Source organism: Pleomorphovibrio marinus (genome assembly GCF_003347495.1).
Lineage (GTDB): Bacteria > Bacteroidota > Bacteroidia > Cytophagales > Cyclobacteriaceae > Pleomorphovibrio > Pleomorphovibrio marinus.
In genome coordinates this window covers 405,650-431,464 of the sequence record NZ_QCXY01000001.1, presented here as the reverse complement: position 1 = coordinate 431,464, position 25,815 = coordinate 405,650, and the positions used below count along the sequence as shown (strand labels likewise).

The following is a 25,815-nucleotide window of genomic DNA, read 5'->3' as shown; positions in this document are numbered from 1 at the left end:
AACGTTTTTTGTGTGTTACTCAGGCAAGAAGCATATTACTTCTTCTTGTGCCTGTTTTTTCTAAGTCGCTTTTTTCTTTTGTGCGTGGCGATCTTGTGTCTTTTTCTTTTTTTACCACAAGGCATAATCTTATAGTTTTAAGTTGAACAATATTTTAGCATTATAATCTCTCCAGATAATTTTCTACACCAGTGAGGATTTGCTCATCTTCCGTAAGCTGGCGCAAAGCCTCAAAATGCTTTTTGGCTTTGTTTTTTTGGTTGGACTCAAAATAGCTGACCCCTAAATAAAACTGACCCTGGATGTTATCAGGATGATGTTTTACCAAATCCTCAAACCTCTCCGCAGCCCTTTTGTATTGGCCTGTCTGCATAGATAAAACCCCCATGTTAAACAAGGCTTCCTCATTGGTGGGCTCTTGCTCCAAAATATCCCTTAGCATGGTGATACCCTGCATGGGGTTGGCAGAGGACACATAGGTCATGGCCACCTTTGTTTTTAAGTCAAGCCGGGAAGGATCCTCTTCCAAGACCTTGTTAAGGTAAGCTCGGGTTTTGGACGCAAGCCTGGAGGTTTTTCCTTCATCCATGGCAAAGCCAAAAGCCTCGTAATATGCGTTCCCCGCCCTTTCCAAGTTAGATAAGTTGGGGACATTGTCCGCAGCCAACCCATAATAATAAGCAGCACTGTCCAATTTCCCGCTTTCGGCAAATACCCTGGCAGTAGAATCTGCAAATGTAGCGAATTTTTCTTTATCCTCCTCTACTTCCATTTCCCCTTTTAGGCGGGTAATGGCCTCTTTGGCCTCAGGAGTGAGTGAGGAGTTGTGTTGGGGGTCTGAAAAGGTAGAACCCAAATCACCCTCCTCCACAGCCATGCCTTCTTCTTCATTGTTCTCCACCACTACCATGGGTAAGGAAAACAACACTACAATAAGCACAACTCCGAATAATAGGAAAATGATTTGGGATCTCTTCATACACTGTAAGATGAATGCCGCTTTACTCTTGAGGAGCTAGCTCATCTACTTTTCTACTGTTTTTGATTTTGTCAATAAAAGCTTTTGAAGGCTTAAAGGCGGGTACATAATGCTCATCGATCACGATGGCCGTGTTTTGGGAAATATTTCTGGCGATTTTTTTGGCCCTTTTCTTATTGATAAAACTACCAAATCCTCTGACATAAATATTGTCCCCTTCGGCCATAGAGTCTTTTACTACCTTGAAGAATGCCTCGACTGTCTGAGTCACATCGTCCTTCTGAATGCCGGTCTTTTCCGAAATCTTTGTAATTACCTCTGCTTTTGTCACTGTATTTAAAATTTATGTTTGAGTGAATTTAGGCCTAATCGCCTATTAACCAACTAATTTTGGGAGTGCAAATTTACAAGAACCGTTCCAATTAAAAAACAAATTGCTGAAAATTAGTTTGTTTTGTGCTGACATACTTTGATTTAACAAGTTATATTATTTTGAATACCAACGATTTTGCCTACCGACTTTTGACCTGGTACCCCGATAATTGCAGGGATTTGCCATGGAGAAAGACAGATGATCCATATATCATTTGGCTCTCAGAAATTATCCTTCAACAGACTAAAGTTGCGCAAGGACTACCCTATTTTATGGTTTTCTCGGAAACCTTCCCGGATGTAAAGAGTTTGGCGGAGGCGCCCCTCTCCCTTGTCATGAGGTGCTGGCAAGGTTTGGGGTATTACAGCCGTGCACGAAACCTCCATGCCTGCGCCCAGCAGGTGGTCCATGACTGGGGCGGAAATTTCCCCGATAGCTATAGGGACCTATTGAAGCTAAAAGGGGTAGGACCGTACACGGCCGCGGCAATAGCTTCTTTTGCCTTTGGAGAAAAAGTGGCTGTGGTGGATGGTAATGTGTACCGCGTACTTTCCAGGTTTTTTGGGGTGGATGCTGATATATCCACTCAAAAAGGGAAAAAGGAATTTGAAAAGTTGGCCAACCAACTTATTGCTACTTCCGACCCAGGGACCTACAATCAGGCAATAATGGAGTTTGGTGCCTTGCAGTGTGTCCCCAAGTCCCCTGACTGCCACTCTTGTCCGCTTGTCGAAAACTGCCATGCATTTTCTGCCAACAGGGTTCAGGATTATCCCGTTAAAACTAAAAAAGTGAAGATCAAGAAGCGCTACTTCAGCTATCTGCATATTACCTGTGCCGGATATACGGTGGTAAAAGAGCGAGGGGCCGGAGATATATGGCAAGGACTGGTAGATTTTCCCCTGGATGAGTTCAAGAATGAAAAACAGAATCAATGGGAAGACGGGGAATCCCTAGCCAGCTTGAGGGGTTTTTCACGCAGCCAAATTGATGTATTCGGTACAACTTATAAGCATATCTTGTCCCACCAATGGATATTTGCCACCTTTGTGCAGGTAAGACTACAGAAAGGGGACCTTGAAATTCTCCGTAACTGGGTGGAAGATAGGAACTACCTCTTGGTAAATGGGGAGGAATTGGAAGACTTGGGAAAACCTATACTTATCGCCAAGTACTTGATTGATTGTGATTAAATGTTTAGATTAAGGCAAAACTTTTTGTTAACCAAATAAACCAAACAGACTATGGCTGGAGTAAACAAAGTGATTTTAATTGGGAACTTGGGGAAGGACCCTGAGGTGAGGCACCTAGAAAGCGGAAGTGTGGTGGCTAATCTTGCCCTGGCAACCACGGAAGTCTACAAAGACCGGAATGGTAACCGGGTAGAGAACACCGAATGGCATGACTTGGAGCTTTGGGATGGCCAAGCAAAAATTGCGGAGCAGTACCTGAGAAAAGGCAGTCAGATTTTTGTCGAAGGAAAGATCAAATCGGACACTTGGCAAGACGATCAGGGCAACAACCGGAAGAGGATAAAAATTAGGGTGTTAAGTTTTACCATGCTAGGCCCTGCCCCGTCTGGGGAAAACCAGAACACCAACTATGGGGGTAATACGCAGCCTCAGGCCCAACCTGCCAAAAAAGAAGAAGCCGTGGGCAGTCCTGCTTCCGGGTCAGAGATGGAAGATGGCTCAGACGATTTACCATTCTAGGAGAGCAAGTGAAAAAAAGCAAAGAAGAGGAGCAAAATGGCACAGGCATTGGGCAAGTTCCTGGGCCTGTGCCAGGTAGCATAAATAAAAATTCATTATTTTTGCCGAAATTGTAAACGTTAATGGACGACCCTTACCCGAGTTTAATTGGCCTGGTGGAGCTTGATACCATCTCCACGAGTTATTTGGTCATCAATATTGTCCTGTTTGTCTTGTTGTTGGTGGCCTCGGCATTAGTGTCAGGATCCGAGGTGGCTTATTTTTCACTCAGCCACCAAGATTTAAAGGAGTTGCAGGAGGAAGATTCAAAAAGCTCCAAATTGGTGATCAAACTTGTAGAGATCCCTCAGAAGTTGCTGAGCACCATTTTAATCCTCAACAACCTCATAAATATAAGTATCGTCACGCTCACCACCTTCTTCACATGGTCACTTTTTGGGAGTAGCAGCTCAGGAATATTGGTAGTGGTTTTTCAGACCATTGGAGTCACATTCACTCTGGTTTTCATTGGTGAAATTGTGCCTAAAGTATATGCCAATACCGCAAGGGTAAAGTTCTCGAAAGTAATGGCAAAAGCCCTCCATTTTTTCTCCATTATCGTGAGCCCATTATCCACTGTTCTGATAGCTATGAGCAACATCATAGAAAGGAAGATTGAAAAGAAAGGGTATGCCCTATCCGTGGATGAGCTGCACCAGGCACTTGAAATCACTTCGGAAGACACCTCTGTGGAGGAAAAGGACATCCTCAAAGGCATAGTTAATTTTGGCACCCTTTCTGTAAAACAGGTGATGCGCTCTAGGATGGAAATCACCGCGGTAGATACAGAAATGGACTTTCATGAGCTCATGGACAAAATTAACAAGAGTGGTTTTTCAAGGATTCCTGTTTTTCATGAGACGATAGATAATATCCAGGGCATTTTATATATTAAGGATCTGCTTTACCATATTGACAAGGGAGAGGATTTTGAGTGGCAATCCTTGATCAGAAATGGTTTTTTCGTGCCTGAAAACAAAAAAGTGGATGCCCTGCTTACCGACTTCAAGACGAAGAGGGTTCATATGGCAATAGTAGTAGACGAATATGGAGGCACCTCCGGCCTGGTCACTTTAGAAGATCTTATCGAGGAAATCATCGGGGAGATTAACGATGAGTTTGATGATATCGAGGATGTGATATTCAAAAAAATTGACAATCAAACCTACATTTTTGAAGGGAAAGTGTCTCTGAATGACTTCTGTAGGAAATTGGATCTGGACATTCAGTTATTTGACGAGGTAAAAGGGGATAGCGAGTCTTTAGGGGGGCTTTTGCTGGAAATCAATTCAAACCTCCCAAAAAATGGAACTAAAATCAGATATAAAGACTTTGAATTTACTATATTGGCAGTAGATACAAGGAGAATAAAAAAAGTGAGGATTAAAATCATTGAGGAAAAAAAAGAGAATACAGACACTCCTTAGATTACGAGACTTGAGGAATTCAGAAATCGCAACCAGTTAAGCAGTTATACCCCAAACGAAGGTGAAAAAAATAGATTTTTTATTTGCTTCAAAGACCTCGATTTTCTAACCATAAAAACCATCTATATCATCAAATTATAGAGATTTAGGTTGAAAAATCAACAATATTTTTAGGAATTAATTGCAAAGTACAGAAAGTAGGCTTGAAATGAAACTACTGCTATAATTGAAGTAAACATAACTTATGGTCGCAATTTCAGATATTCCTTCATTTTTGTATTATCTTTATTGCCTTGAATTTAAAAAATGAAAAAATTATTGTAAATAATTCAAGTAGATACAGCAACCTATAAAAAATTTCGATACATAATGAATCAAGGTTTATATCGTTCAGAATTCGAGCATGATTCCTGCGGAATAGGGGGAGTGGTTAACGTTAAAGGGAGAAAAAGCCACGAAACGATTAGCGATGCCCTGCTGATGCTAAGCAACATGGAACACAGAGGAGGAAGGGGAAGCGATCCCAAGACCGGAGACGGTGCAGGGATTTTGATTCAAATGCCCCATTCCTTTTTAAAGGAAGTAACACAAAGACTTGGTTTTTCCTTACCTGAGGAAGGCAGTTACGGAGTGGGCATGGTGTTTTTCCCCAGAAACAAGCAACTATATAAAAAGTCTAAAGAACAGCTTAACGCCATTATTGAGCAGCTCAATTTTGATGTGATCGGTTATAGGCAGGTCCCCACTGATGAGACAGTTCCGGGTTCAGGAGCTATGGAGGTGATGCCTAATATTGAGCAGGTCTTTGTAAAGCACAAAGACGGTTTAAAGGGCTTGGACCTGGAGAGGAAACTATACATATTAAGGAATTATTCCACCCGCATCATCAACCAAAACATTCCTGGTGTGAATGATGCCTTTTATTTTGCCAGTTTCAGCGGGCAAACCTTAATTTATAAGGGGCAGTTGAGGACTGATCAGGTACTAACCTTCTATAAGGACCTTCAAAACAATAGGTTGACCTCGGCCATAGCAGTAGTACACTCCAGGTTTTCAACCAATACCTTCCCAAACTGGAGATTGGCCCAGCCTTTCCGATTTTTATCTCATAATGGGGAAATCAATACCATCCGAGGAAACCTCAACAAAATGAGGTCTAAGGAGACCTTGATGAAATCAGCGCATTTTACGGATGAGGAGATGCAGATGCTTTTGCCCATCACCAATGCGAAACACTCCGATTCTGCGAATCTGGATGCAATGGTGGAACTACTTGCCCTGAGCGGAAGACCACTTCCACACGTGATGATGATGCTAGTGCCAGAGGCTTGGCAAGACAACAAGGCAATGGATAAGGACAAGAAGGCCTTCTATAAATTTCATGCTTCGTTGGTGGAGCCATGGGATGGCCCGGCGGCCCTGCTATTCACGGATGGCAAATCCCTTGGTGCTACTTTGGATAGAAATGGATTGCGGCCTTTGAGGTATTTCATCACTTCCGATGACAGGCTTATCCTTTCCTCAGAGGCTGGAGCCTTGCCCATACGAGAATCCACTATTACGGCAAAGGGAAGAATTAGCCCCGGAAGGATGTTGGTGGCAGATTTGGCCAAGGGTAAAGTTGCATTTGATGAAGAAGTGAAGGCCGAAGTCTGTAACAACAAACCCTATGAGGGATGGATAAGGAAGGAAAGGTTAAAGTTAAGGCTTATTCCAGCACCTAAAAGCCTTTCACTTCCGTATAGCACGGAGCACATCAAAAAGAGGCAGACTATTTTTGGATATACTTTGGAGGATCTAAAGGTGATCATGGGACCAATGGGCGATACAGGTTATGAGCCTATTGGTTCAATGGGTGCGGATACCCCATTGGCAGTGCTTTCAAAGCAAAGCCAGAATATTTCCAACTACTTCAAGCAGTTGTTTGCCCAGGTGAGTAACCCCCCTATAGACCCTATCCGGGAGAGGCTGGTGATGTCTTTGTTTACCCGCATTGGAGAGAGTCACAATATACTGGAAGAAAGCCCCAAGCATACAAAGCAGATCCATATCTCTCAGCCAGTCTTGTTGAATGAGGACCTGGAGAAATTGAGAAACCTGGAGGAAAGGGGATATAGAAGTGAGACCTTGCAGGCGCACTTTGTAGCAGACCATAAGCCGGGTAGACTTTTGGAAGCATTGAACAAACTTTGCAAAGCTGCCGAAGACGCTATCCAAAACGGCAAGAATATCCTGATCATCTCAGATAGGAATTGCCATCCAGAAACTGCACCTATCCCCTCCTTACTAGCTACCGGTGCAGTACACCACCATTTGGTAAACCAAAAAATAAGGACCAAGGCAGGGATTGTTGTAGAAGCAGGAGATATTAGGGAAACCCATCAATTTGCCACGGTAATAGGTTATGGTGCAAGTGCAATTAACCCCTATCTGGCATTGGAAACGCTGATGCATCTCAACGAAGAGGGAATGCTCTCTAAAAAGCTCCCTCAAAAGAAATTGTTTGAAAATTACAAAACTGCGGTAGGTAAAGGACTTCTTAAAGTCCTTTCGAAAATGGGTATCAGTACCCTTCAGTCCTACCAGAGTGCCCAAATATTTGAGGCCATTGGTCTAGGTCCCGAGGTAATTGAAAGATGCTTTAAGGGGACCGTTAGCCGGATCAGTGGGGTGTCTTTTGACGAACTGGCCGAGGAGGTACTGGTAAGACACCACGCGGCTTATAACACAGACAGTCCCTTATTGGAGACAGGAGGGGTATATCAATGGAAAAGAAGGGGGGAGAAACACCTTTTCAACCCAGAGACCATCCATTTGCTTCAGAAATCCACAAGATTAGGGGATTATGCATTGTATAAAAAATTTGCGGATAAGATAAATAAGCAGACCAAGGATGCCTTGACCCTTAGGGGACTGTTTGAGTTCAAAAAACGGATATCTATACCCTTGGATGAGGTCGAACCCGCGGAAAAGATAATGAAGCGCTTTGCCACAGGTGCAATGTCGTTTGGTTCTATTTCTCATGAGGCTCATACCACCTTGGCCATAGCCATGAACAGGATTGGTGCCAAGAGCAACAGTGGAGAAGGAGGAGAGGACGAAATCCGTTTCGAAAGAAAAGACAATGGGGACTGGGAAAGATCTGCAATTAAGCAAGTCGCCTCTGGTCGTTTTGGTGTCACCAGCAACTACCTTAGCAATGCAGAAGAGCTTCAAATAAAAATGGCCCAAGGTGCCAAACCAGGAGAAGGCGGACAGCTACCCGGGCATAAGGTGGATGATTGGATAGGTAAAGTGAGGCATTCCACCCCAGGGGTGGGATTGATTTCCCCTCCCCCTCATCACGATATCTACTCTATCGAGGATTTGGCTCAACTGATCTATGATTTGAAGAATGCCAATCGCAAGGCGAGAATCAATGTAAAGTTGGTTTCGCAAGCAGGAGTGGGCACAGTAGCAGCAGGTGTGGCCAAAGCCCAATCGGATGTGATCCTTATATCAGGGGCAGATGGGGGAACTGGTGCATCCCCGTTGAGTTCTATCCGGCATGCCGGGTTACCGTGGGAATTAGGCCTTTCAGAGGCACACCAAACTTTGGTGAAAAATAACCTAAGGAGCCGTGTGGTTTTGCAAACCGATGGACAGTTGCGTACGGGAAGGGACCTTGCCGTGGCAGCGATGTTGGGTGCTGAGGAATGGGGTATTTCTACCGGAGCACTGGTGGTGGAAGGCTGTATAATGATGCGTAAGTGCCACCTTAACACCTGCCCTGTGGGTATAGCTACCCAAAACCCTGAATTAAGAAAGCTTTTCACCGGTGATCCAGATCATGTGGTCAATTATTTTAGGTTCCTTGCGGAGGACTTAAGGGAAATTATGGCCTCTTTGGGCTTCCGAACCGTAAGTGAGATGGTGGGCCAGAGTGATATCTTGAAGGCAACGGGATCCATGAATCACTGGAAATGGGATAAATTGGATCTCAGCCCTATTTTCCATAAGGTGGAGGTTCCGGATCATGTTGGTGTATATAAACAGATAGACCAAGACTTTAAACTTAAGAGGGTCTTGGATAGAAAACTTATCAAGGCTGCTACACCTGCTTTGGAACAGTCAAACAAGGTAAGGGGGGCTTTTGACATAATCAATATAGACAGGACTGTAGGAGCAATGCTCTCCAATGAAGTGTCCAAGATTTATGGTAGTGTGGGCCTCCCGGATGACACCATCCAGTTTAAGTTTAAGGGTTCTGCCGGCCAAACCTTTGGAGGGTTTTTGGCCAAGGGCATTAGTTTTGAATTGGAAGGAGAGGCCAATGATTACTTCGGCAAAGGCCTTTCCGGTGGGAAATTGATTGTTTACCCTAACAGAAATGCCAGTTTCGTAGCCGAGGACAATATTATCATAGGTAATGTGGCCTTTTACGGGGCCACATCGGGGAAGGCATTTATTAAAGGAAAAGCAGGTGAACGCTTCTGTGTAAGGAACTCAGGCGTAGAGGCTGTGGTAGAAGGTATTGGAGATCATGGATGCGAATACATGACAGGTGGACAAGTGGTGATTCTTGGGGAAGTAGGAAGAAACTTTGCTGCAGGAATGAGTGGAGGGATTGCCTATATTTATAAAGAGAATGTGACGCATATCAACCAGGAAATGGTAGATCTCGATCCCCTTAACGAAGATGATTTCGTTTCGGTGAAAAAAGCACTTGATGACCATTATGCCTATACTTCCAGCAATCTGGCGGAGACGATCCTGGAAAACTGGGAGGAAACCAAAGAACGGTTTATCAAGGTAATCCCTAGGGATTACAAGGCAGTATTGAGAAAAAGAGCATTAGAACAAACAAAAACATTAGTGTAAGATGGCGGATAAAGATGGTTTCTTAAAATATAAAAGACAGTTACCTGAATCCAGAAATCCTCAGGAACGGGTCAATGATTATAAGGAAATTTATAAACCACTAGACCCAAAGGTGTTAAACGAGCAGGCAGCCAGATGTATGGATTGTGGAATACCTTTCTGCCATTCAGGATGCCCATTGGGAAATGTAATCCCAGAATTTAACGATGCGGTTTATCAAAATGACTGGGAACTTGCTTTCCAGATCTTAAGGGGAACCAACAACTTCCCTGAATTTACTGGAAGGATTTGTCCTGCTCCATGTGAGGCTAGTTGTGTCTTGGGCATCAACAAGGATCCAGTGGCTATTGAGCTTATTGAAAAGCAAATTGCAGAGAAGGCCTATGAACTTGGGCTTGCCAAAGTAAAAGCCCCGGAGGAAAGAACTGGGAAGAAAGTGGCGGTCATCGGATCGGGCCCAGCAGGGCTTGCGGCAGCAGACCAGCTAAACCAAGCCGGCCATGAAGTTACTGTCTTTGAAAAAGACAAGGAAGTGGGTGGCTTACTAAGGTATGGTATTCCAGATTTCAAATTGGAAAAATGGGTGATCGATAGAAGGGTTGACATCATGAATAATGAAGGGGTTATTTTCAGCAAGGACACTGAGGTAGGATTCAATATCAAGGCTGAGAACATTCTTCAAAATTACGATGCGGTAGTATTAGCTACCGGTGCGCAGCATCCTAGAGACCTCAAAATCCACGGAAGGGATGCGAAAAACGTACACTTTGCCATGGAATTCCTAGGCAGGCAGAATCAAGTGGTTTCAGGAGAATTAAAGGAGAACCCCATTAGTGCAAAAGACAAGCATGTGATTGTGATTGGAGGTGGGGATACCGGAAGTGATTGTATTGGCACGTCCAATCGCCACGGCGCCAAAAGCATAACGCAGTTGGAGCTTCTCCCAAAACCTCCCCAACATAGGCAAACCCTTAACCCTTGGCCAGAATGGCCCATGACCATCCGTACCTCCAGTTCCCACGAAGAAGGAGTGGAGAGAGTATGGTCAGTGCTAACCAAGGAGTTCACAAAGGATAAAGAGGGAAACGTCACCGGTCTAACGGTCGTGGAAATCGAGTGGAAGGAAGTGGATGGTAGGATGCAGTTCTTTGAGATTGAAGGTACTGAAGAAACCCTTCCTTGTGACTTGGCACTTTTGGCAATAGGCTATTTAGGGCCAAAAAATGGTCTTTTAGAAGCATTTGGCGTGGAATTGATGGAAAATATGCTGCCAAAGTCCAAGAATTATCATAGCAGTGTGCCGGGGGTGTTTTTGTCCGGTGACATGAGAAGGGGGCAATCCCTGGTGGTCTGGGCTATTGCAGAAGGTAGAGAGTGTGCCGTGGAAGTGGATAAATTCCTTAGAGGGGGTGAGTCAAATCTGGCGAGAAGGGATAAATCCTTTTACAGTTATGAAGATAATGAAGTAAGTGCATGATACTTCTGTTTTAAAATTATTATATATTGAAACAAATAAAAAAAGGTAGTCAAACGGCTACCTTTTTTTGTGTGCCGTGAATGGCAACCAGCTAGGTGGAGAACTCAACTCTGGAGGGGCTGAGCTTTAGTGAAAGCCAAGGGGAACTACCTAGGGCACCACGGTTCGCACCAAGATGGTGGGAGAGTACAGCTAGGAAGACGATCCCTATCTTCCTACTCCATTTCCGAACCAGTGTCAATCAGATTTTATGATTAGTACTGTGTATTGTGTTTGAGTAACAAAAGAAAATTCACCACCCTCAATGGACTTTTTGTCTATTGTTTGCATGCTCCAAGTGTCCAATGCCTTTAGGGAATAGCTCTTTCCTTCATCCAGCTTCAAATTGATGGTTTTATCTTTCGAAGCTGTGTAGGCCATATAAATTTCACCAGGTTTTGAAAAAAGGTATATGTTTTCATCTAATTGCTTCCCATCCTCTACGGCGATGAGGGTTGGCACCATTTCATGCGCGGGCACAGCTTCCATTTGTTCCCGAAAATAGGCAATTCTGCTTGGGCTTTCTCCAGGTAGCGTACCCCCTTTTGCCCACCATCTTACCTCAGTCTCCTCATCAGAGTCATTTTGGAAGGTGTCGCCGTGAGTAGGATAACCCCCACTCAACCCAGCCATCCAAAAGTAACTGGTCATTTCTTCCCCACTTAAGTTTCCCCATCCGCTTGCCACATCGCCCTCATATCTCATCTCATCAAACAATAAAGGTTGCTTGTACATTTCTCTCCATCGTTGGGCATTGTAAAATTGACTGGTTTGGGTACTGGTGTGGGTGATCCAAGGGCGGGTATGGTCATAGAAATGGTCTTCCGAACCATACCAATTATGGATGCCCCTGAACCGTTGATGGGGATCATCCTGCTGTAGCATGGTGCCAATTCCTTCCCAATCTATGGTTTCTTTAATGCTGGGTATGTCCCATTCATTTGCTAAAGACCACCACACATTTCTATAGGCTGAAATCCTAGCCATCATGTACCTGACATATCTTTCGTTCATCTCTTTCCCCATCTCACTGTATCCCCATCTGTCGTAAGGGTGAAAAAGGATCACATCAGCCTGTATACCCATGTCCATCAACTGCTCCACCCTATTGTCAAAATTCTGGAAGAATTCGAAGTTGGGTTGTGTGAAGTCATTTTCTTCTCCTTCCCTATGATAAGGATAAGCCCAGGGTTCGGTCTCATTGCCGTATTGGTAGGATTTCGGGAATACACACATCCTGATTTTATTGAAGGGGGCATCTGCTAAAGTGGACAAGGTCTGCTCCTGAATGCTCTGTTTCACACTGGTCCACTGGTAGGCAGTGGTGCCAACGCCGAAATAGGGCGTTCCATCAGCATATTGGAGATAAAAGGTGTTTATTGTCTCTAATGGCCCATTGTTATTGCCACTTGGAGCAGTGGCTCTGAGCTTTCCACTTTTTCCATCAAGATTCTTTTCATTGCTGCTGGTTTCGTAGCTCCATTCCCCTTGCGAAGGAGGTGAAAATCGGACTTTGTATTGGCCATCCCCATCATAAAAACCAGGGACAAAAAATTGATCGCCCTCTTTGGAAAAGGTGACATCCAAGGTTATATCCATGTAAGGGTTTCCTTCACTTGTTCCTTCCAAACCTAGCTCAAATACGGCCCATTGCTCTATGGTTTCCAACTGTTCGTCAGGTTTACAGGCAATGGTGAAGAAAATCACCATGTACAGCAAAAGGAATTTTGGGTTATTGTTTTTTTGCATGATTTTAATGCCGGATTAATGGGCTGGCAATGGGGTTTGCATGATCATTGTTTGGAAAGATAAGCTTCTTGGTAAGGTGACCATATTTCGTAAATTGGGTTTCCGGTTGAGCTTAGGCCGCTATGGTGCCATTTTCCGTCTTTTACTTCATAGTCAAATTCCAAACTGGCTCCTACCCGGCTGTCATCCCTTGAAAAAAAGGTGATTTTCTCTTCGTACTTCCCATCCTTGGCCGTATAAGTGCCTCCACCAGTACCACTTAGTTCCTTTGTTTCTGAATTAAAGGCAATCCATTGGAACCTTCCTCCACCCAGAATTTTCACGGTTCTTCTGGCTCCCGGGGTCATTTCTCTTGTTTCACCATCTACTTTTCTCCCCGTTATCACCCAGTTACCGTTCAAATCATCTTCCCGGTCTGAAATTTTTTCCCAGATTTCTATGACGTCCCCACCCTTGATCCTTCCGGAAATGACTATTCTATCTTCCGCAAAGTCAATTTTATACCGATGGATTAAGCCCACCATATCCGTATCGCTGGTGTTGAAGTCCAGTGTTTCAGAATAGTCATCACCACTAATCTCAAAAAGGCCTCCACCCGTATGCAAGAATTTATCCCCCTTTAGCTCCTTGGCTCCATAGGCAAAATAACCATCTTGGTAAATTTTCACAAATTCCCTGTTTTTTACCTCTTTTCCATCTTTATGGGTTAGTTTCCACGCACCCTCCAGTTCTTGGGCACTTAAAGAAATCGATATAAAAAATAGCAATGCACAAATTATTTTCTTCATGGTAAGTTGAATTTTGGTTGAAGATAAAAATAGAAAAATAATCCCTTAATTAATAATATAAATTGTTTAATGGCAGTTATTAACCTATCTGTTTGTAGCTTTACACAGGTGAATGGAATACAGTTTATTGGCGTAACAAAATGTGCAACTTTAAATGCCCATGAGAAAGAATTCTCACACAGGGGGATGATTATCTAGGGCATTCCCCCGAATCGAGTTTGGGGCAGGCTACCTGCCAGAAGGTTTCCAACCATAAGGCAGGTGTGACCGTATGACCGCTGAAAAATCAATTATAAACACATGCACCATCTCAACAGCTTGTCCGTATCTGCCGCCTTGGTTCTTTTTCTGGCCTTTCAAGGTTGCTCTAAGGAGCAAAAGCCTGAAGCAAACCCTTATCAGGACAAAATCACCCAGCCTAGGAATACGCCAATCCAAACTAAGTTATCCTCCTTAGAAGCCTACAGGGAAGATGTAAAATCGATAGATGAGTTGATGGATAACCACCTTAGCTCAGATACTGTGTTTGCGGTAAACCAATCCGGGGAAAAGACACATTTGATGGTTTTGCTAAAGGACGAAAACCAAATACACCAGCACCTTTTTGTCTGGAAAATCGGTTCTATGGACATGCTCACCGATGAGTTGAATTGCTGTTTTAAGGAAGGGCGGCTGCTAATGGCAAGGCACAAAGATCAGGAGTGCTATTTCGAAAAAGGTAGGATGCAGTTTTGGCTTGATGAAAAGGGACAACCCTTGCCGATTATGGATACAGAAGAATGGCTAGATCAGTCCAACAGATTAATTAACTTGACTGGAGATTATTTAAGAAAATTTGAAAAATAAAGGAGATTCCGACTTATCGTACCATGCCTAAAATCCTTATTCTCCTGACCATATTGATAGTAAGCAGCAATACCCTCACCTTCGCCCAAAGTTACGGTACCACTGCGGGTTTAAGGCTTGGGAACAACAATCATTACCGAACCCTTGGAATCAGTGGAAAGCAGCGATTGATGAAAGGACTCACTGCTGAGGCCATTTTACAATCCGATTTTAATGTAAATACCACCGCACACCTTTTGGTCGCAAGGCACCGACCTCTAATAAGTAGGAGGTTTAATTATTACTATGGGGCGGGAGCTTCTATAGGGATTGAGGAGAGCAGGGAAAAGAGACCCGATGATATGCAAATTATCCACACCTATGGGAACCCTACCCTGGGGGTAGATTTAATTGTAGGGGTGGAGTTTACAGTGCTCAAAATGAATGTTAGCTTGGACTATAAGCCAAATGTAAATATTGCAGGTAGAGAACCATGGTATCAGGGCCAAGTTGGAGTATCAGTAAGGCATGTGCTGGTAAAAGGTAGCGAGCAAAACAAAAAGAAAAGGCAAAAAGCAAGAAAAAAAAGAAAGGTTCAGCGCAAGCAGGAAGAAACTGGCCCATTCACAAAAATTATAAGAAGGCTGAAGGGCAATTAAAAAAAACATTAACTTTAAGGATCATTCAACCCAATCCAAATCCTGTTCAGTTATGAAATTACTTTTTTCTTTTCTTTTTTTTACCCTTTGTTTAAATGTCCCTGGTTCTGCGCAGGACAATGCACCCGTTAAAATTGCAGTAGTAGGCCTTACACATTCCCATGTGCACTGGATTCTAGGAAGAGAGGATAAGGGCGACATTTCCATGGTGGGAGTGGTAGAGCCCAATAAGGACTTGGCCGAGCGATTTTTGGGTCAGCATGGACTATCCATGGATCTTTGGTACCCGGATATGGAGTCACTCTTTGCAGTTACCCTCCCGGATGGAGTTACTGCATTCGGGTCCATCTATGAACATCTGGAAGTAGTCCAAGTTTGTGCCCCAAAAGGTATTCATGTAATGGTAGAAAAACCCTTGGCTATCAGCACGGAGCATGCCAAGGAGATGCAAGCTTTGGCCGAAAGATATGGTATTCATTTATTGACTAATTACGAAACTACCTGGTATTCCACTAATCATAAGGTTTTTGAACAAATACATGGAGAAAACCCCATTGGCCCCCTTAGGAGAGTAGTCATTAACGATGGCCATGAGGGACCAAAAGAGATTGGCGTCAATAAGGAGTTTTTAGATTGGCTAACCGACCCTGCTCAAAACGGTGGAGGGGCAGTAATTGATTTCGGGTGTTATGGAGCGAACCTCATGACTTGGTTGATGAAGGGAGAAAGGCCTTTATCCGTAACTGCAGAGCTGAAGCAGATCAAGCCGGAAATCTATCCTGAAGTGGATGATGATGCTACCCTACTTCTTCAATACCCAGAAACCAAAGGAGTGATCCAAGCTTCTTGGAACTGGCCCTTTAGCAGAAAAGACATGGAAGTATATGGAGCCACTGGCTACCTTATTGCTAAGAATAACCTGGAATTTGCGAGTAGATTGGCAGGAGACAAAGAAGAAACCACAGAGATATTAGAGAAAAGACCCTATCCCTATGATGACCCTTTTTCATTTTTTGCCGCAGTGATTAATGAAGAAATCAATGTGGAACCCTTCGATCTATCTTCCCTGGAAAATAATATGATAGTAGTGGAAATTTTGGAAGCTGCGATTCAGAGCGCGGAAAGTGGGGAAAGAGTAATGTTGGAATAAATAATGAAAATAAATCGATTCACAAAAGCATGGAAGATCCGAGGAGCCTAGCCGCAGTTGCGGCCTTTCATCGATTGTTCAAACACCCCATTCTGGAAAAACCAGCCATTCCGGCCCGAGAAAGAGCATCTCTTCGGGTCTCTCTCTTGGCTGAGGAATTGAAGGAACTGCAGCAAGCCATTGAGGACCAGGATGTGGTAGAAGTGGCGGATGCGCTATGTGATTTGCAATATGTCCTCTCTGGAGCTATATTGGAATTTGGACTCGCCGATCAGTTTAAGTCACTTTTTGAAGAGGTGCAAAGGTCTAACATGAGCAAGGCTTGTGATTCTGAAGAAGAGGCCAAGTCCACCATGAGCCACTACCTTCAGCAAGGAGTGGACTGCTTCTACGAAAAGGATGGGGATAAATACTTGGTATATCGTAGTGCCGATTTGAAAACCTTGAAATCCATTAACTATTCTCCTGCAAACCTTAAATCCATATTGGAAAGCACAAAATAATTAGGGCTAAAATATCTTTAACCACTTTATCCGTTTTACCCTAGGAAATCGAGCCTGTCCTGACGGCAGTCAGGGCATGACGAGCACGTCACACACTGGGATGCCCCGTATAGCTATCGGGGCGTTGCGAGATTCCCCCGAAACAAGTTCCCCGAAGCAAGTTCGGGGCAGGCAGGGGCAGGCTATATGACCGCTGAAAAGAAATTATAAACATATGAAATCGAGCATGACGCAAGCGACACACGGAGGGATGATTAAGATTGCGAGATTCCATGTGGCAAATAAAAATCAATTATAAACACATGAAAATCACCATTACTTTGTGGCTGGGTCTAGCCCTTTTCTGTCAAATTGCAATGGGACAACAAAGGGGAAGGGATCTTGGCTTCACTCCAGGCGTATTGCCAACAGGCCCATTCAATGCAATCACCGATGTAGGAGGAGTAGAAGTAGGGCATGCCACCCTTCTAGAGGGAGCGGAGGTGAGAACGGGAGTCACGGCCATTTTGCCCTTCCGGGGAAATATTTTCAAGAGCAAGGTTCCTGCGGCAGTCTATGTGGGCAATGGTTTTGGCAAACTGGCTGGCATCAGCCAAATACAAGAACTTGGAAATCTGGAGACTCCAATTGTTTTAACGAACACCTTAAGTGTGGCTGCAGGGATTAATGGATTGATCGAACATACTTTTTCTTTCCCTGAAAATGATGACGTGAGATCAGTAAATGCGGTAGTAGGAGAAACCAACGATGGAGGGTTGAATGATATCAGGGGAATGCATGTAACTCCCAATCATGTGCTTCAGGCCATACAAAATGCCTCCGGAGGATCTGTGAAAGAGGGGAACGTGGGAGCAGGTACCGGAACAGTGGCCTTTGGGTTCAAAGCAGGTATAGGGACTTCTTCAAGAAAGCTTCCTGCCTCTCTAGGTGGATATACGGTAGGGGTTCTCGTCCAGAGTAATTTTGGCGGGGTGCTTCAAATGGATGGACTGCAGGTAGGCGAAAAATTAGGAAAATACAGTCTAAAAGAACACGTAGAATCCGCAGATGGATCATGCATGATGGTGGTGGCTACCGACGCACCATTGGAGCACAGAAACCTGGAGCGCATAGCCAAGCGGGCAATGATGGGATTGGCCAGAACCGGAGGAATAGCTTCCAACGGGAGTGGGGATTATGTCATTGCCTTTAGCACCGCAGTGGAAATGCGAATTCCACATGATACACGGCAGCAGCGGACTCAAAAATATGAAGCTGTAAACAACGATCACATCTCTTCACTTTTTATGGCGACCATCGAAGCTACCGAGGAAGCCATTATAAATTCACTCATAGCCGCCGAAGATATGCAAGGGGTGAATGGCAGGAAAGTTAGGGCCTTGCCAAGAGAGCAATTACGGGAATGGCTATTGGAAAGGCCCTGAGCAAAGTACCCTATGCTTTAAATTCCCCAGTTCACTAATCGATGGTTTTTTGGAGCAGTCCTTTTCAAGCGCTCTTTAATTTTGGGCAAATACATGGTGTTGTACCTCAACCTGGAGATGTAGTTGGGGTTTTCATGATCGCCATTCCAGCAATGCTCGGCCATATCTCCGTAATCTACCTCTCCTGCATAGTAGGGGCTAGTGGTGGCCTCTAGAAAATCCTCCATAAGCACCACGGCATTGTTGAGGTAGTAATTGTCCATATCACCGCAGTATATATGAATTTTTCCTTCCAGATCCTTCCCTATGGTTTCCCAGTCCCTTTCCACTATATACCGTAAGTCATAATTTTCACGCCAGTAAACCGCCACTTCTTTATCAATTTCTCCTGTCTTTTTATCCCAAATCCGCTTGGGATATCCATTTTCTCCCACTGGGGAATATACCGCTTCCCATATATCATATTGGTCGCCAGAACGTGTATGGGATCCCAGTGCCAGTTCCCGATAATTCATCTGCTCTAAGGTAGAAAATAGTTGCCCCTTATTGTTTCGTCTTCCCGGCCTTGCCACCTGGCGAAAATCTCCCCGGTCATAGTAGGCATTATCATCTTCATAAATATTGACCTGTGTGAAGGCACGAAAATCTATAGGGTCAGGGCAAGCCGCAAAACAGCCGTTGTATTCGGTGGGGTAAAACACCTGAACCGCCAAGGCCTCCCAACCACCAGTACTACCCCCATAGGTAAAGCGGCCCCAACCTTCCCCAACACCATTAAACAATTCTTCTACATGTGGGATCAGCTCATAGGTGATGGCGTCTCCATAAGGGCCGATATTGGCGGAATTTACTGCATAGGAATCGTCATAGTAGGGATTTTGGTGTTGGATTTCTATGGCTATGAACCTTGGGAAATCGGAGCTGATCCATTGCTGATAAAAATCATAGGCTTCCTTTTCCTGAATGTATTGGTAGCCTGTGATCCCGAAACGTGCATTGTAGATGCCATCGTCAGGGTCCGCGCTAGGTGGCTCTGTGCGAAAATCCTCAAATGTTTTGGGGAAATGCCCGTGAAAAATCATCAAGGGATATCGATCCGGACTATCCTTATCAAAGCCCTGGGGCACCAACACATTGGCTTGTAAGTGCATGGGGCGACCCCAAAACTCGGTCAATAAATCACTTTGGATACGTATATGTTTGATGTATTCCGTATCCTCTTCCGGTGAAATAGGGGGGATTTCTGTATCTAGTTCCACCGCAATTTTGTCGGGACGGAGTGGGTCAATATCGACTTTCTTTGGTGTACTGTAGAGATTTTCCGGTGAAATGTTCCACTGTTGTCCCTCCCCCTGGTCCATAGGTAGCTTCACGGTATGCCCATTCGACAAATTAAATGTCTCATACTTGTGTAGCAATACTTGCACGTAGTAATCCCCGGGTGGAATTTCCGCAAACGAACCTAATGGGTAACCGAATACTGAGCCATCTACTACCAAAACCTCCTCCGGCTTCCAATTTTCAACATCAAGGCCAAAGACCAGCTGGGTGTGGTTGTTATCATTGATCTGAAAACGGGGTTCTTTCTCGTCATTGTTGGAGATGAGCAATAACAATCTCCCGTCAAAACCCTCCTCCCCAAACTCAGCAGGATAAGTAACTTGAAATTGTAGCGGAGAAATGTCTCCGTATTGGGCTTGGTTACAACTGCCTATCGATAAAATTAAAAGAAATACCATTATCAGGCCGAAATAAGATGAATTTTGGTCAAGCATAAGTTAGGGATTCAGTGGTTGTGATTAAAATAAATTTTGGCAAAAGCATATCAGAAAAACCGTGAGACATCATCGATAACCCTAGGGTATGGATTGGATGGGCTTTTTAATAAGCGTTAAGCTCATAAATGAAATTGATTTAGTTTATTTGGCAATTAATTATTTCTTTAATTTTTCCGATAATTTTCTGAAGGCATTCACAAGAGTAGTAAGGTCACCTTCAGTATGTTCTGCACTTATCACCGCTCGATTCACAGTTGGGTCTTGCATACTCGGATAGGGGAAGGAGGAAACAATTATTCCCTGCTTTTCAAGCTCTTTAACCCAGCCCGCCTCCTTAAAAGAAAGCACTGGGAATTCAGGGAAAGGATGGACACCAGAAATTGACCCTAGGCTTTTCTTCACCCAAAGGATATTTCCCCTAAGCTTTTCCCATTGCTCTTTATAGGTTTCTTTACTATGAATAAATGCATGCAAGAAGGCTGGAGCACTTGGAGATGCTCCCCTGAACATTGGCATTTCCCTCAATTTTTGACAGGTTGCTTTATCGGACAGGACAATTCCCCCTGGCAAACCAATGGCTTTTGCCAAAGAACCACAGACTATCAATGATGCGTTTAGATGGTTCCATGATGCAAAAGTGCCATAGATCCCGGAAGGTATAGTCCCAAAGGCGTGGCTGTCATCTATCAAAAGACAGTATTTATTTTGGTAAGAAAGGTTGTTGACCCATCCGAAATCATGAATTTCGGGGTGTAAGGCATTCACTGCGTTTGAAATAATGAGGATCCGCTGACCTATCAGGGATTGGGATTTGGACACGCAAGATCCAGCCCACTGCGAAAAATCCCCCCTAGGATCTCCGCTCATACCCTGTGGAAGTATGGCAGGATGACTTCCAGGGGCCACCCAAATTTGATCGTATTCACTTTTGAGATAGGAAGTACATAGTAGGCCAGAAAGATATCCTGAACTTACACAGATAGAGTCCTCCGCACCTGCCTTTTTAGCAAATTCCCTCTCAAATTCCTCAAAAATTCCCAGTTGGACAGTACTGTTCCGGCTAGATCCGTGGCTACCACCGAAAAGCTTAATCCCTTCCATGAGTTTTTCCTCAAAATGGGATTGATTGGCCATGCCCAAATAAGCCGTACCACTAAAATGCAGGTATTCCTTACTTCCTACATTGATTTTTCGCCCTAATCTACTAGTGTGAAAAGTCTGCATATCCTAATCCAACAAGAGGGCTCCGGTTCCGGGTCGATCCGGGAATATGACCTTTTCAGGGGTAATTATTACTCCTTCTGCTATATCCTTGGCCAAAAGCATGGCCCCATCCATGTCTACGTAGTCCAACAAGGGTGCTAAATGCGCTATGGCAGAGATTCCTACGGATGATTCAGTCATACAACCCACCATGGTTTTCATATTTAGGGATTTTGCCTCTGCAAGCATTTTGAGCCCGGGGGTTATTCCCCCTGCTTTTACCAGCTTTACGTTGATTCCATGAAAAAGGCCATGGCATTTTTTTACGTCTGATGGGACGATACAGCTTTCATCCGCTATTATAGGAAGTTTACTTTCCTTAAAAACTTTTCTCATTCCCTCCAAGTCATCTTTGGCCAGGGGTTGTTCCATAAACTCGACCCCCAATTCCTTTAGCTCCTTGGAGTAGGATATGGCTTGATCGGCAGTCCAGGCACAGTTGGCGTCTATTCTAAATACCGCATCTGTGTGTTTTCTTAGTTCTCTGACGATATCCAAGTCATGGTCTGTACCCAATTTGATTTTGTAAATGGGCCATTCCATCTCTTTCATTTTCTCCACCATTTTGGGAAGGGGGGCTATGCCTATGGTGAAATTGCTGAGTGGGATGTTTGCTGGGTTTAAGCCCCAAAATTCATACAGTTTTTTCCCCTTTGATTTAGCATACAGGTCCCAGGCGGCAATGTCCATGGCGCATTGGGCGAAGGGGTTGTCCAGAAAATGTTCACGGGTAGCTTCCCATATTTTCTCAGGGTGGGATATGCCCAATTCCTCCACTGCCGTTGAGGCCCTTTTTAGGGAGGAACTCATGTTTTCCACCGTCATCCCATAAAAGGGGTTGGTGGTGGATTCCCCTAGCCCAAAAAGACCACCATGTGAAAGTTTCACAATTATGGTCTCCTGTACATCTCGACTTTGGTGGGCGATGGTGAAAGTATGCTTTAAGGGAAGGTGGCGAACCTCAAATTCAAGTTGCATAGGTTTAAGTAGTGGTTGTTTTTTACTGTGTAAAAATTAAGCCATAAAGGTAAATTAGAATAGTTTGATATTGAATTAATTCCTTAAAATTTGCTATTTGTACTCACAACATTAAATCAACCACCGACAACTATGTGCAAATACTACAATTTGATAATACCGCTTATCCTGTTTTTTCTTTCTTCCTGCGGGGAGACAGAGTTTACAGAAGTTCCCAGCACGTCTTCCTTGGAGCAGGCCTTTGAAATATACAAGGAAGCTGCTTTTGAAAAAAGGAGGTTTTTTCATGCCGATATTATTCCCCTGTTGGAAAAACATGCCCAAAGCTTTAAAATGGACACTTTGGGAAGATCAGTTAAAGGCAGGGAAATCTTTCAACTTTCCTATGGTAGTGGCCCAACTAAAGTGTTGCTATGGTCACAGATGCACGGTAACGAAAGTACGGCAACCATGGCCTTGTTTGACCTCTTCAATTTTCTGGATGGGGAAGATTCTACCTTTATGGCACTTAGGGAATTGATGGAAGAAAGATTGAGCATTCGGGTTATACCAATGGTCAACCCAGATGGGGCGGAGCAGTTCATGCGTAGAAATGCCTTGGGTATAGATTTGAACAGGGATGCACGGAGGACCACCTCCATAGAAGCCGAAATCCTAAAAAATGCCCGGGATGATTTCAGCCCCCATTTTGGGTTTAACCTACATGACCAAAGCACGTATTACAATACCCTGGGCAGCCGAAATCCAGCCACTATATCTGTATTGGCTCCGGCATACAATAAGGAAAGGGAGATGAATGAAGTAAGGTTAAAGGCCATGAAGGTTATAGCCGGCATGAACAGGGTGCTTCAAGAAATAGTGCCGCAACATGTGGGAAAGTACAATGATACCTTCGAGCCCAGGGCTTTCGGGGATAATTTTCAAAAATGGGGCACAAGTACCATACTCATAGAATCAGGTGGATATCCAAATGACCCTGAAAAGCAGTATATCCGTAAACTAAACTTCATGGCCATTTTGGGCGCTTTGTATGAAATAGCAAGTGAAGGATACGAACGCTATAAGGAGGAGGATTATTTTTCTATTCCAGACAACGAAAGTCGGCTAATGGATGTGTTGATAAAAAATGCCACCGTCGATCAGGAGGGCGTGGAATATACCACGGATATAGGGATTAGAAGAGGGGAGCACACTGTGGGGAAAGATTATTTTGTAAGGGGAAACATCCAGGATTGGGGGGATTTGTCCACTTTTTTTGGTTATGTTGAGCTGGAGGCAAAGGGGTTGCGAGTGCAGGAAGGAAAGGTATATGAGGGAGAGGTAAACCATGATGAGTATTCGGTTTCTGATGCTTGGAAGATGCTAAAGGAGGGTTATATGTGGGTTAAATCTCCAGAAGATTGGAAGGGCAGGCTTCATAATCTTCCTATCATGATGTTATCGGCAAAAGAAAATACGGATTCAGAGATTGGGATGGGGAGTAGTGCAAATTTTTATTTGGAGGGGGAGGATGGGCTGAAGTACGCTGTTTTAAATGGGTATTTACTGGAATTGGAAGGTGATTTCTCAGGTGAGGAATTAAAAAACAAGTACTGATTTGCAGTTTTTTTGGGAATCAGGGCATGGGGAAAATATAATCAAGAATGATATTGGCACAACACTAAAAAATTGCAAGTAGCCCAATTATATATAGTATAGGTACATTATTTGATGCTTAGTTGATAATATAGTAAAATTGTGTCTTGCAATTCATTAATACCAACCATAACCACATATAATGAGTCAAAAATCTACAGTAGATGAAATCCGGGAGCGATTTGATAAGGATGTTGAACGCTTTTCCAATTTAGAAACTGGACAGGAATCCATTATGGACGCTCCATTGGCGATGGAGCTGATCACCCAAGCGGCGGTAACCACAAACCCGAATGCCAAAAATCTTTTGGATATAGGTTGCGGGGCTGGTAATTTTACCCTGAATTTGCTGCCTCATCTCTCCCAATTGAACTGTGACATGGTGGATCTAAGTGAGGCCATGTTGAAAAAAGCGTTTGATAGGGTTTCTTGGGGCACCACAGGGAAGGTCAATTTATACCAGGAGGACATTCGTAAGGTAAAGTTACCGGATAATCACTACGATATCATTTTGGCGACCGCTGTGCTTCATCATCTAAGAGATGACCAGGACTGGGAACAGGTATTTCAGAAAATCCACCAGTTGCTTGTCCCAGGTGGTAGTCTTTGGATTAGTGATTTGGTGGTTCACGATGATCCAGAACTCCACAAAATCATGTGGACTAGGTATGGAAGGCACCTTATCTCTGTAGGGGGTGAAAGTTATAGAGACAAAGTTTTTAAGTACATAGAAGTGGAGGATACCCCAAGAAGCCTATCTTATCAGGTCCACTTGATGGAGAAAGTAGGGTTTAAACAGATTGAAATATTACATAAAAATTGTTGTTTCGCTTCTTTTGGAGGGGTGAAATAACCGAATTTAACCTATCAACCTTGCCTATTTGGTCGGTTGGCCAAATAGGCAAGGAGTTTATCAATCAATTAGAATCCTTAATCCTAAATTAGCATCCACTCTGGCCAAGTTTTCGTAGCTGTTTTCATTAAGCTTTATTTTCTCAAAGTGAAAACCATTTCCTACCTTAATACTGCGCAGTACACCTGCATTTAACCTTAGCCCTGCTCCAAGGTATACGTTTTTGGCAATTTGAAAATCTGCCCCTCCTTGAGCATTGAACCCCAAGGTGGTACCTTTAATATGTAGGCTGAGGTTTTGGTAGAGACCTTGATTGTAATAATGAGATACACCGGAACCAAGGCTGAAATACAATATGGAAAGGTTATCCGGCATAGCCCTTCTCATCAGGTAGTTCAACCCTATGTAGTGGATGGCATAATTATCTGCAAGTACTTGGCCTCCGGATATGGCTTCATTACTGCTTTTGAATAGGTTGTATTGAACACCTATACCTTCCATTTCATTGAAAAAATAGCCTGTCTGGAAGTCAAGATTATAGCCAAAGGTGAGAGCACGTAGGTGTGCTACCTCGTTTGGGTTAGTAACCATCGGGGAAAGCCTTGCAATTCTTTTACCAGCACCCCCTTCGAAAGTGACCCTCCACCGGGGAAGTTCTAATTCATCCAAAAAGGCTTTTCTTTCCCGTAATTTGTAGTGTAAAGTTCTCTCTTGAATTTCGGATTCTGGTATGGCTAATTTTCGGAGATGGCCTTTAAAGGTATACTGAAAATAGACCGTATCGTTTTTGATATCAGTGACTTTTCCTTCATATCGATTACCTTCATTGGTAATGATTCGGTCCTGAGCTCTTGCTGTAAGGATTAACCCAAAGGTGAGGAGCAAAAGTAATGTTTTTTTCATATGTTTATAATTTCTTTTTAGCGGTCATATAGCCTGCCCCTGCCTGCCCCGAACTTGCTTCGGGGAACTTGTTTCGGGGGAATCTCGCAACCATAATCATCCCGGTGTGTGACGTGCTCGTCATGCCCTGACTGCCGTCAGGACAGGCTCGATTTCATCTGTTTATAATTGTTTTTTTAAGGCCAGATGGAATGCTCTAGATAATCATCCCCCTGTGTGAGAATTCTTTCTCATGGACATTTCATGTGTTTATTTTGATTTTTATTTGCCAAATGGAATCTCGCAATCTTAATCATCCCTCCGTGCGTGGCTTGCGTCATGCTCTAACCGCCGTCAGGACAGGCTCGATTTCATTTAAAAGTTTTTTAGTAAAATGATCAATGAATGCCTTTAAGTTTTGA

At 43.8% G+C, this 25,815-nt stretch carries 20 protein-coding genes; 12 read left to right on the top strand and 8 right to left on the bottom strand.

Annotation, left to right across the window (positions count from 1 at the left end; genetic code table 11):
- Window positions 1–160: 160 nt before the first annotated feature.
- Both DB520_RS01885 and DB520_RS01880 read right to left on the bottom strand, forming a co-directional pair.
- Complete coding sequence (locus DB520_RS01885; protein ID WP_114747965.1) at window positions 161–979, bottom strand: tetratricopeptide repeat protein; 819 nt, start codon at window positions 977–979, stop codon at window positions 161–163.
- Window positions 980–1,001: 22 nt separating this feature from the next.
- A complete protein-coding gene (locus DB520_RS01880; RefSeq protein ID WP_114747964.1) occupies window positions 1,002–1,310 on the bottom strand; it encodes an HU family DNA-binding protein in 309 nt (102 codons plus the stop codon).
- A gap of 161 nt (window positions 1,311–1,471) precedes the next feature.
- On the opposite strand from DB520_RS01880, the gene mutY reads away from it, so the two are divergent.
- From mutY to DB520_RS01855, 5 genes are all read left to right on the top strand, one after another.
- Complete coding sequence (gene mutY, locus DB520_RS01875; protein WP_114747963.1) at window positions 1,472–2,545, top strand: A/G-specific adenine glycosylase; 1,074 nt, start codon at window positions 1,472–1,474, stop codon at window positions 2,543–2,545.
- Window positions 2,546–2,596: 51 nt separating this feature from the next.
- On the top strand, window positions 2,597–3,064 hold the full coding sequence (locus DB520_RS01870) for a single-stranded DNA-binding protein (protein ID WP_114747962.1): 468 nt from the start codon (window positions 2,597–2,599) through the stop codon (window positions 3,062–3,064).
- A 122-nt stretch (window positions 3,065–3,186) separates the two neighbouring features.
- Entirely contained in the window at window positions 3,187–4,530 is a 1,344-nt protein-coding gene (gene gldE, locus DB520_RS01865; RefSeq protein ID WP_114747961.1) for a gliding motility-associated protein GldE, read from the top strand.
- Between the two features lie 369 nt (window positions 4,531–4,899).
- Window positions 4,900–9,390, top strand: a complete 4,491-nt coding sequence (gene gltB, locus DB520_RS01860; protein WP_114747960.1) for a glutamate synthase large subunit — start codon at window positions 4,900–4,902, stop codon at window positions 9,388–9,390.
- A gap of 1 nt (window position 9,391) precedes the next feature.
- Window positions 9,392–10,867 (top strand): glutamate synthase subunit beta, encoded by a 1,476-nt coding sequence (locus DB520_RS01855; protein ID WP_114747959.1) that lies wholly within the window; start codon window positions 9,392–9,394, stop codon window positions 10,865–10,867.
- Between the two features lie 237 nt (window positions 10,868–11,104).
- Here DB520_RS01855 and DB520_RS01850 read toward each other — a convergent pair whose 3' ends face one another.
- Both DB520_RS01850 and DB520_RS01845 read right to left on the bottom strand, forming a co-directional pair.
- Window positions 11,105–12,655 (bottom strand): DUF5060 domain-containing protein, encoded by a 1,551-nt coding sequence (locus DB520_RS01850; protein ID WP_114747958.1) that lies wholly within the window; start codon window positions 12,653–12,655, stop codon window positions 11,105–11,107.
- A gap of 44 nt (window positions 12,656–12,699) precedes the next feature.
- On the bottom strand, window positions 12,700–13,443 hold the full coding sequence (locus DB520_RS01845; RefSeq protein ID WP_114747957.1) for a hypothetical protein: 744 nt from the start codon (window positions 13,441–13,443) through the stop codon (window positions 12,700–12,702).
- Window positions 13,444–13,743: 300 nt separating this feature from the next.
- Here DB520_RS01845 and DB520_RS01840 point away from each other — a divergent pair, with 300 nt between their 5' ends.
- The 5 genes from DB520_RS01840 (at window position 13,744) to DB520_RS01820 (ending at window position 18,004) form a co-directional block, all read left to right on the top strand.
- A complete protein-coding gene (locus tag DB520_RS01840) occupies window positions 13,744–14,289 on the top strand; it encodes a hypothetical protein (protein ID WP_114747956.1) in 546 nt (181 codons plus the stop codon).
- A gap of 23 nt (window positions 14,290–14,312) precedes the next feature.
- On the top strand, window positions 14,313–14,927 hold the full coding sequence (locus tag DB520_RS01835; RefSeq protein ID WP_114747955.1) for a hypothetical protein: 615 nt from the start codon (window positions 14,313–14,315) through the stop codon (window positions 14,925–14,927).
- A 52-nt stretch (window positions 14,928–14,979) separates the two neighbouring features.
- The gene (locus tag DB520_RS01830; RefSeq protein ID WP_114747954.1) at window positions 14,980–16,077 is read left to right on the top strand and encodes a Gfo/Idh/MocA family protein; all 1,098 of its coding nucleotides are present in this window, start codon (window positions 14,980–14,982) and stop codon (window positions 16,075–16,077) included.
- A gap of 29 nt (window positions 16,078–16,106) precedes the next feature.
- Window positions 16,107–16,580 carry a pyrophosphohydrolase domain-containing protein gene (locus tag DB520_RS01825; RefSeq protein WP_114747953.1) on the top strand — a complete coding sequence of 158 codons (474 nt, stop codon included), beginning with the start codon at window positions 16,107–16,109 and terminating at the stop codon, window positions 16,578–16,580.
- Between the two features lie 302 nt (window positions 16,581–16,882).
- Window positions 16,883–18,004 carry a DmpA family aminopeptidase gene (locus tag DB520_RS01820; RefSeq protein WP_114747952.1) on the top strand — a complete coding sequence of 374 codons (1,122 nt, stop codon included), beginning with the start codon at window positions 16,883–16,885 and terminating at the stop codon, window positions 18,002–18,004.
- Between the two features lie 17 nt (window positions 18,005–18,021).
- Here DB520_RS01820 and DB520_RS01815 read toward each other — a convergent pair whose 3' ends face one another.
- The 3 genes from DB520_RS01815 to DB520_RS01805 form a co-directional block, all read right to left on the bottom strand.
- Window positions 18,022–19,779, bottom strand: a complete 1,758-nt coding sequence (locus tag DB520_RS01815) for an SAM domain-containing protein (protein ID WP_198675216.1) — start codon at window positions 19,777–19,779, stop codon at window positions 18,022–18,024.
- A 159-nt stretch (window positions 19,780–19,938) separates the two neighbouring features.
- Window positions 19,939–21,006 carry an aminotransferase class I/II-fold pyridoxal phosphate-dependent enzyme gene (locus DB520_RS01810; protein WP_114747951.1) on the bottom strand — a complete coding sequence of 356 codons (1,068 nt, stop codon included), beginning with the start codon at window positions 21,004–21,006 and terminating at the stop codon, window positions 19,939–19,941.
- A gap of 3 nt (window positions 21,007–21,009) precedes the next feature.
- Window positions 21,010–22,023, bottom strand: coding sequence for a dipeptide epimerase (locus DB520_RS01805; RefSeq protein ID WP_114747950.1), 1,014 nt, complete (start codon window positions 22,021–22,023; stop codon window positions 21,010–21,012).
- 132 nt (window positions 22,024–22,155) lie between these two features.
- Here DB520_RS01805 and DB520_RS01800 point away from each other — a divergent pair, with 132 nt between their 5' ends.
- Window positions 22,156–23,619 (top strand): M14 family metallopeptidase, encoded by a 1,464-nt coding sequence (locus DB520_RS01800; protein ID WP_114747949.1) that lies wholly within the window; start codon window positions 22,156–22,158, stop codon window positions 23,617–23,619.
- Between the two features lie 181 nt (window positions 23,620–23,800).
- The gene (locus tag DB520_RS01795) at window positions 23,801–24,511 is read left to right on the top strand and encodes a class I SAM-dependent methyltransferase (RefSeq protein WP_114747948.1); all 711 of its coding nucleotides are present in this window, start codon (window positions 23,801–23,803) and stop codon (window positions 24,509–24,511) included.
- A 60-nt stretch (window positions 24,512–24,571) separates the two neighbouring features.
- On the opposite strand, the gene DB520_RS01790 is transcribed toward DB520_RS01795, so the two are convergent.
- Window positions 24,572–25,414, bottom strand: a complete 843-nt coding sequence (locus DB520_RS01790) for a porin family protein (protein ID WP_114747947.1) — start codon at window positions 25,412–25,414, stop codon at window positions 24,572–24,574.
- Window positions 25,415–25,815 lie beyond the last annotated feature (401 nt).

Bases quoted from the DNA above. Each gene is read 5' to 3' on its own strand.
- DB520_RS01885 (WP_114747965.1), bottom strand. From the start codon at position 979: ATGAAGAGATCCCAAATCATTTTCCTATTATTCGGAGTTGTGCTTATT.
- DB520_RS01870 (WP_114747962.1), top strand. From the start codon at position 2,597: ATGGCTGGAGTAAACAAAGTGATTTTAATTGGGAACTTGGGGAAGGAC.
- gldE (WP_114747961.1), top strand. From the start codon at position 3,187: ATGGACGACCCTTACCCGAGTTTAATTGGCCTGGTGGAGCTTGATACC.
- gltB (WP_114747960.1), top strand. From the start codon at position 4,900: ATGAATCAAGGTTTATATCGTTCAGAATTCGAGCATGATTCCTGCGGA.
- DB520_RS01855 (WP_114747959.1), top strand. From the start codon at position 9,392: ATGGCGGATAAAGATGGTTTCTTAAAATATAAAAGACAGTTACCTGAA.
- DB520_RS01850 (WP_114747958.1), bottom strand. From the start codon at position 12,655: ATGCAAAAAAACAATAACCCAAAATTCCTTTTGCTGTACATGGTGATT.
- DB520_RS01845 (WP_114747957.1), bottom strand. From the start codon at position 13,443: ATGAAGAAAATAATTTGTGCATTGCTATTTTTTATATCGATTTCTTTA.
- DB520_RS01840 (WP_114747956.1), top strand. From the start codon at position 13,744: ATGCACCATCTCAACAGCTTGTCCGTATCTGCCGCCTTGGTTCTTTTT.
- DB520_RS01835 (WP_114747955.1), top strand. From the start codon at position 14,313: ATGCCTAAAATCCTTATTCTCCTGACCATATTGATAGTAAGCAGCAAT.
- DB520_RS01830 (WP_114747954.1), top strand. From the start codon at position 14,980: ATGAAATTACTTTTTTCTTTTCTTTTTTTTACCCTTTGTTTAAATGTC.
- DB520_RS01825 (WP_114747953.1), top strand. From the start codon at position 16,107: ATGGAAGATCCGAGGAGCCTAGCCGCAGTTGCGGCCTTTCATCGATTG.
- DB520_RS01820 (WP_114747952.1), top strand. From the start codon at position 16,883: ATGAAAATCACCATTACTTTGTGGCTGGGTCTAGCCCTTTTCTGTCAA.
- DB520_RS01815 (WP_198675216.1), bottom strand. From the start codon at position 19,779: ATGCTTGACCAAAATTCATCTTATTTCGGCCTGATAATGGTATTTCTT.
- DB520_RS01810 (WP_114747951.1), bottom strand. From the start codon at position 21,006: ATGCAGACTTTTCACACTAGTAGATTAGGGCGAAAAATCAATGTAGGA.
- DB520_RS01805 (WP_114747950.1), bottom strand. From the start codon at position 22,023: ATGCAACTTGAATTTGAGGTTCGCCACCTTCCCTTAAAGCATACTTTC.
- DB520_RS01800 (WP_114747949.1), top strand. From the start codon at position 22,156: ATGTGCAAATACTACAATTTGATAATACCGCTTATCCTGTTTTTTCTT.
- DB520_RS01795 (WP_114747948.1), top strand. From the start codon at position 23,801: ATGAGTCAAAAATCTACAGTAGATGAAATCCGGGAGCGATTTGATAAG.
- DB520_RS01790 (WP_114747947.1), bottom strand. From the start codon at position 25,414: ATGAAAAAAACATTACTTTTGCTCCTCACCTTTGGGTTAATCCTTACA.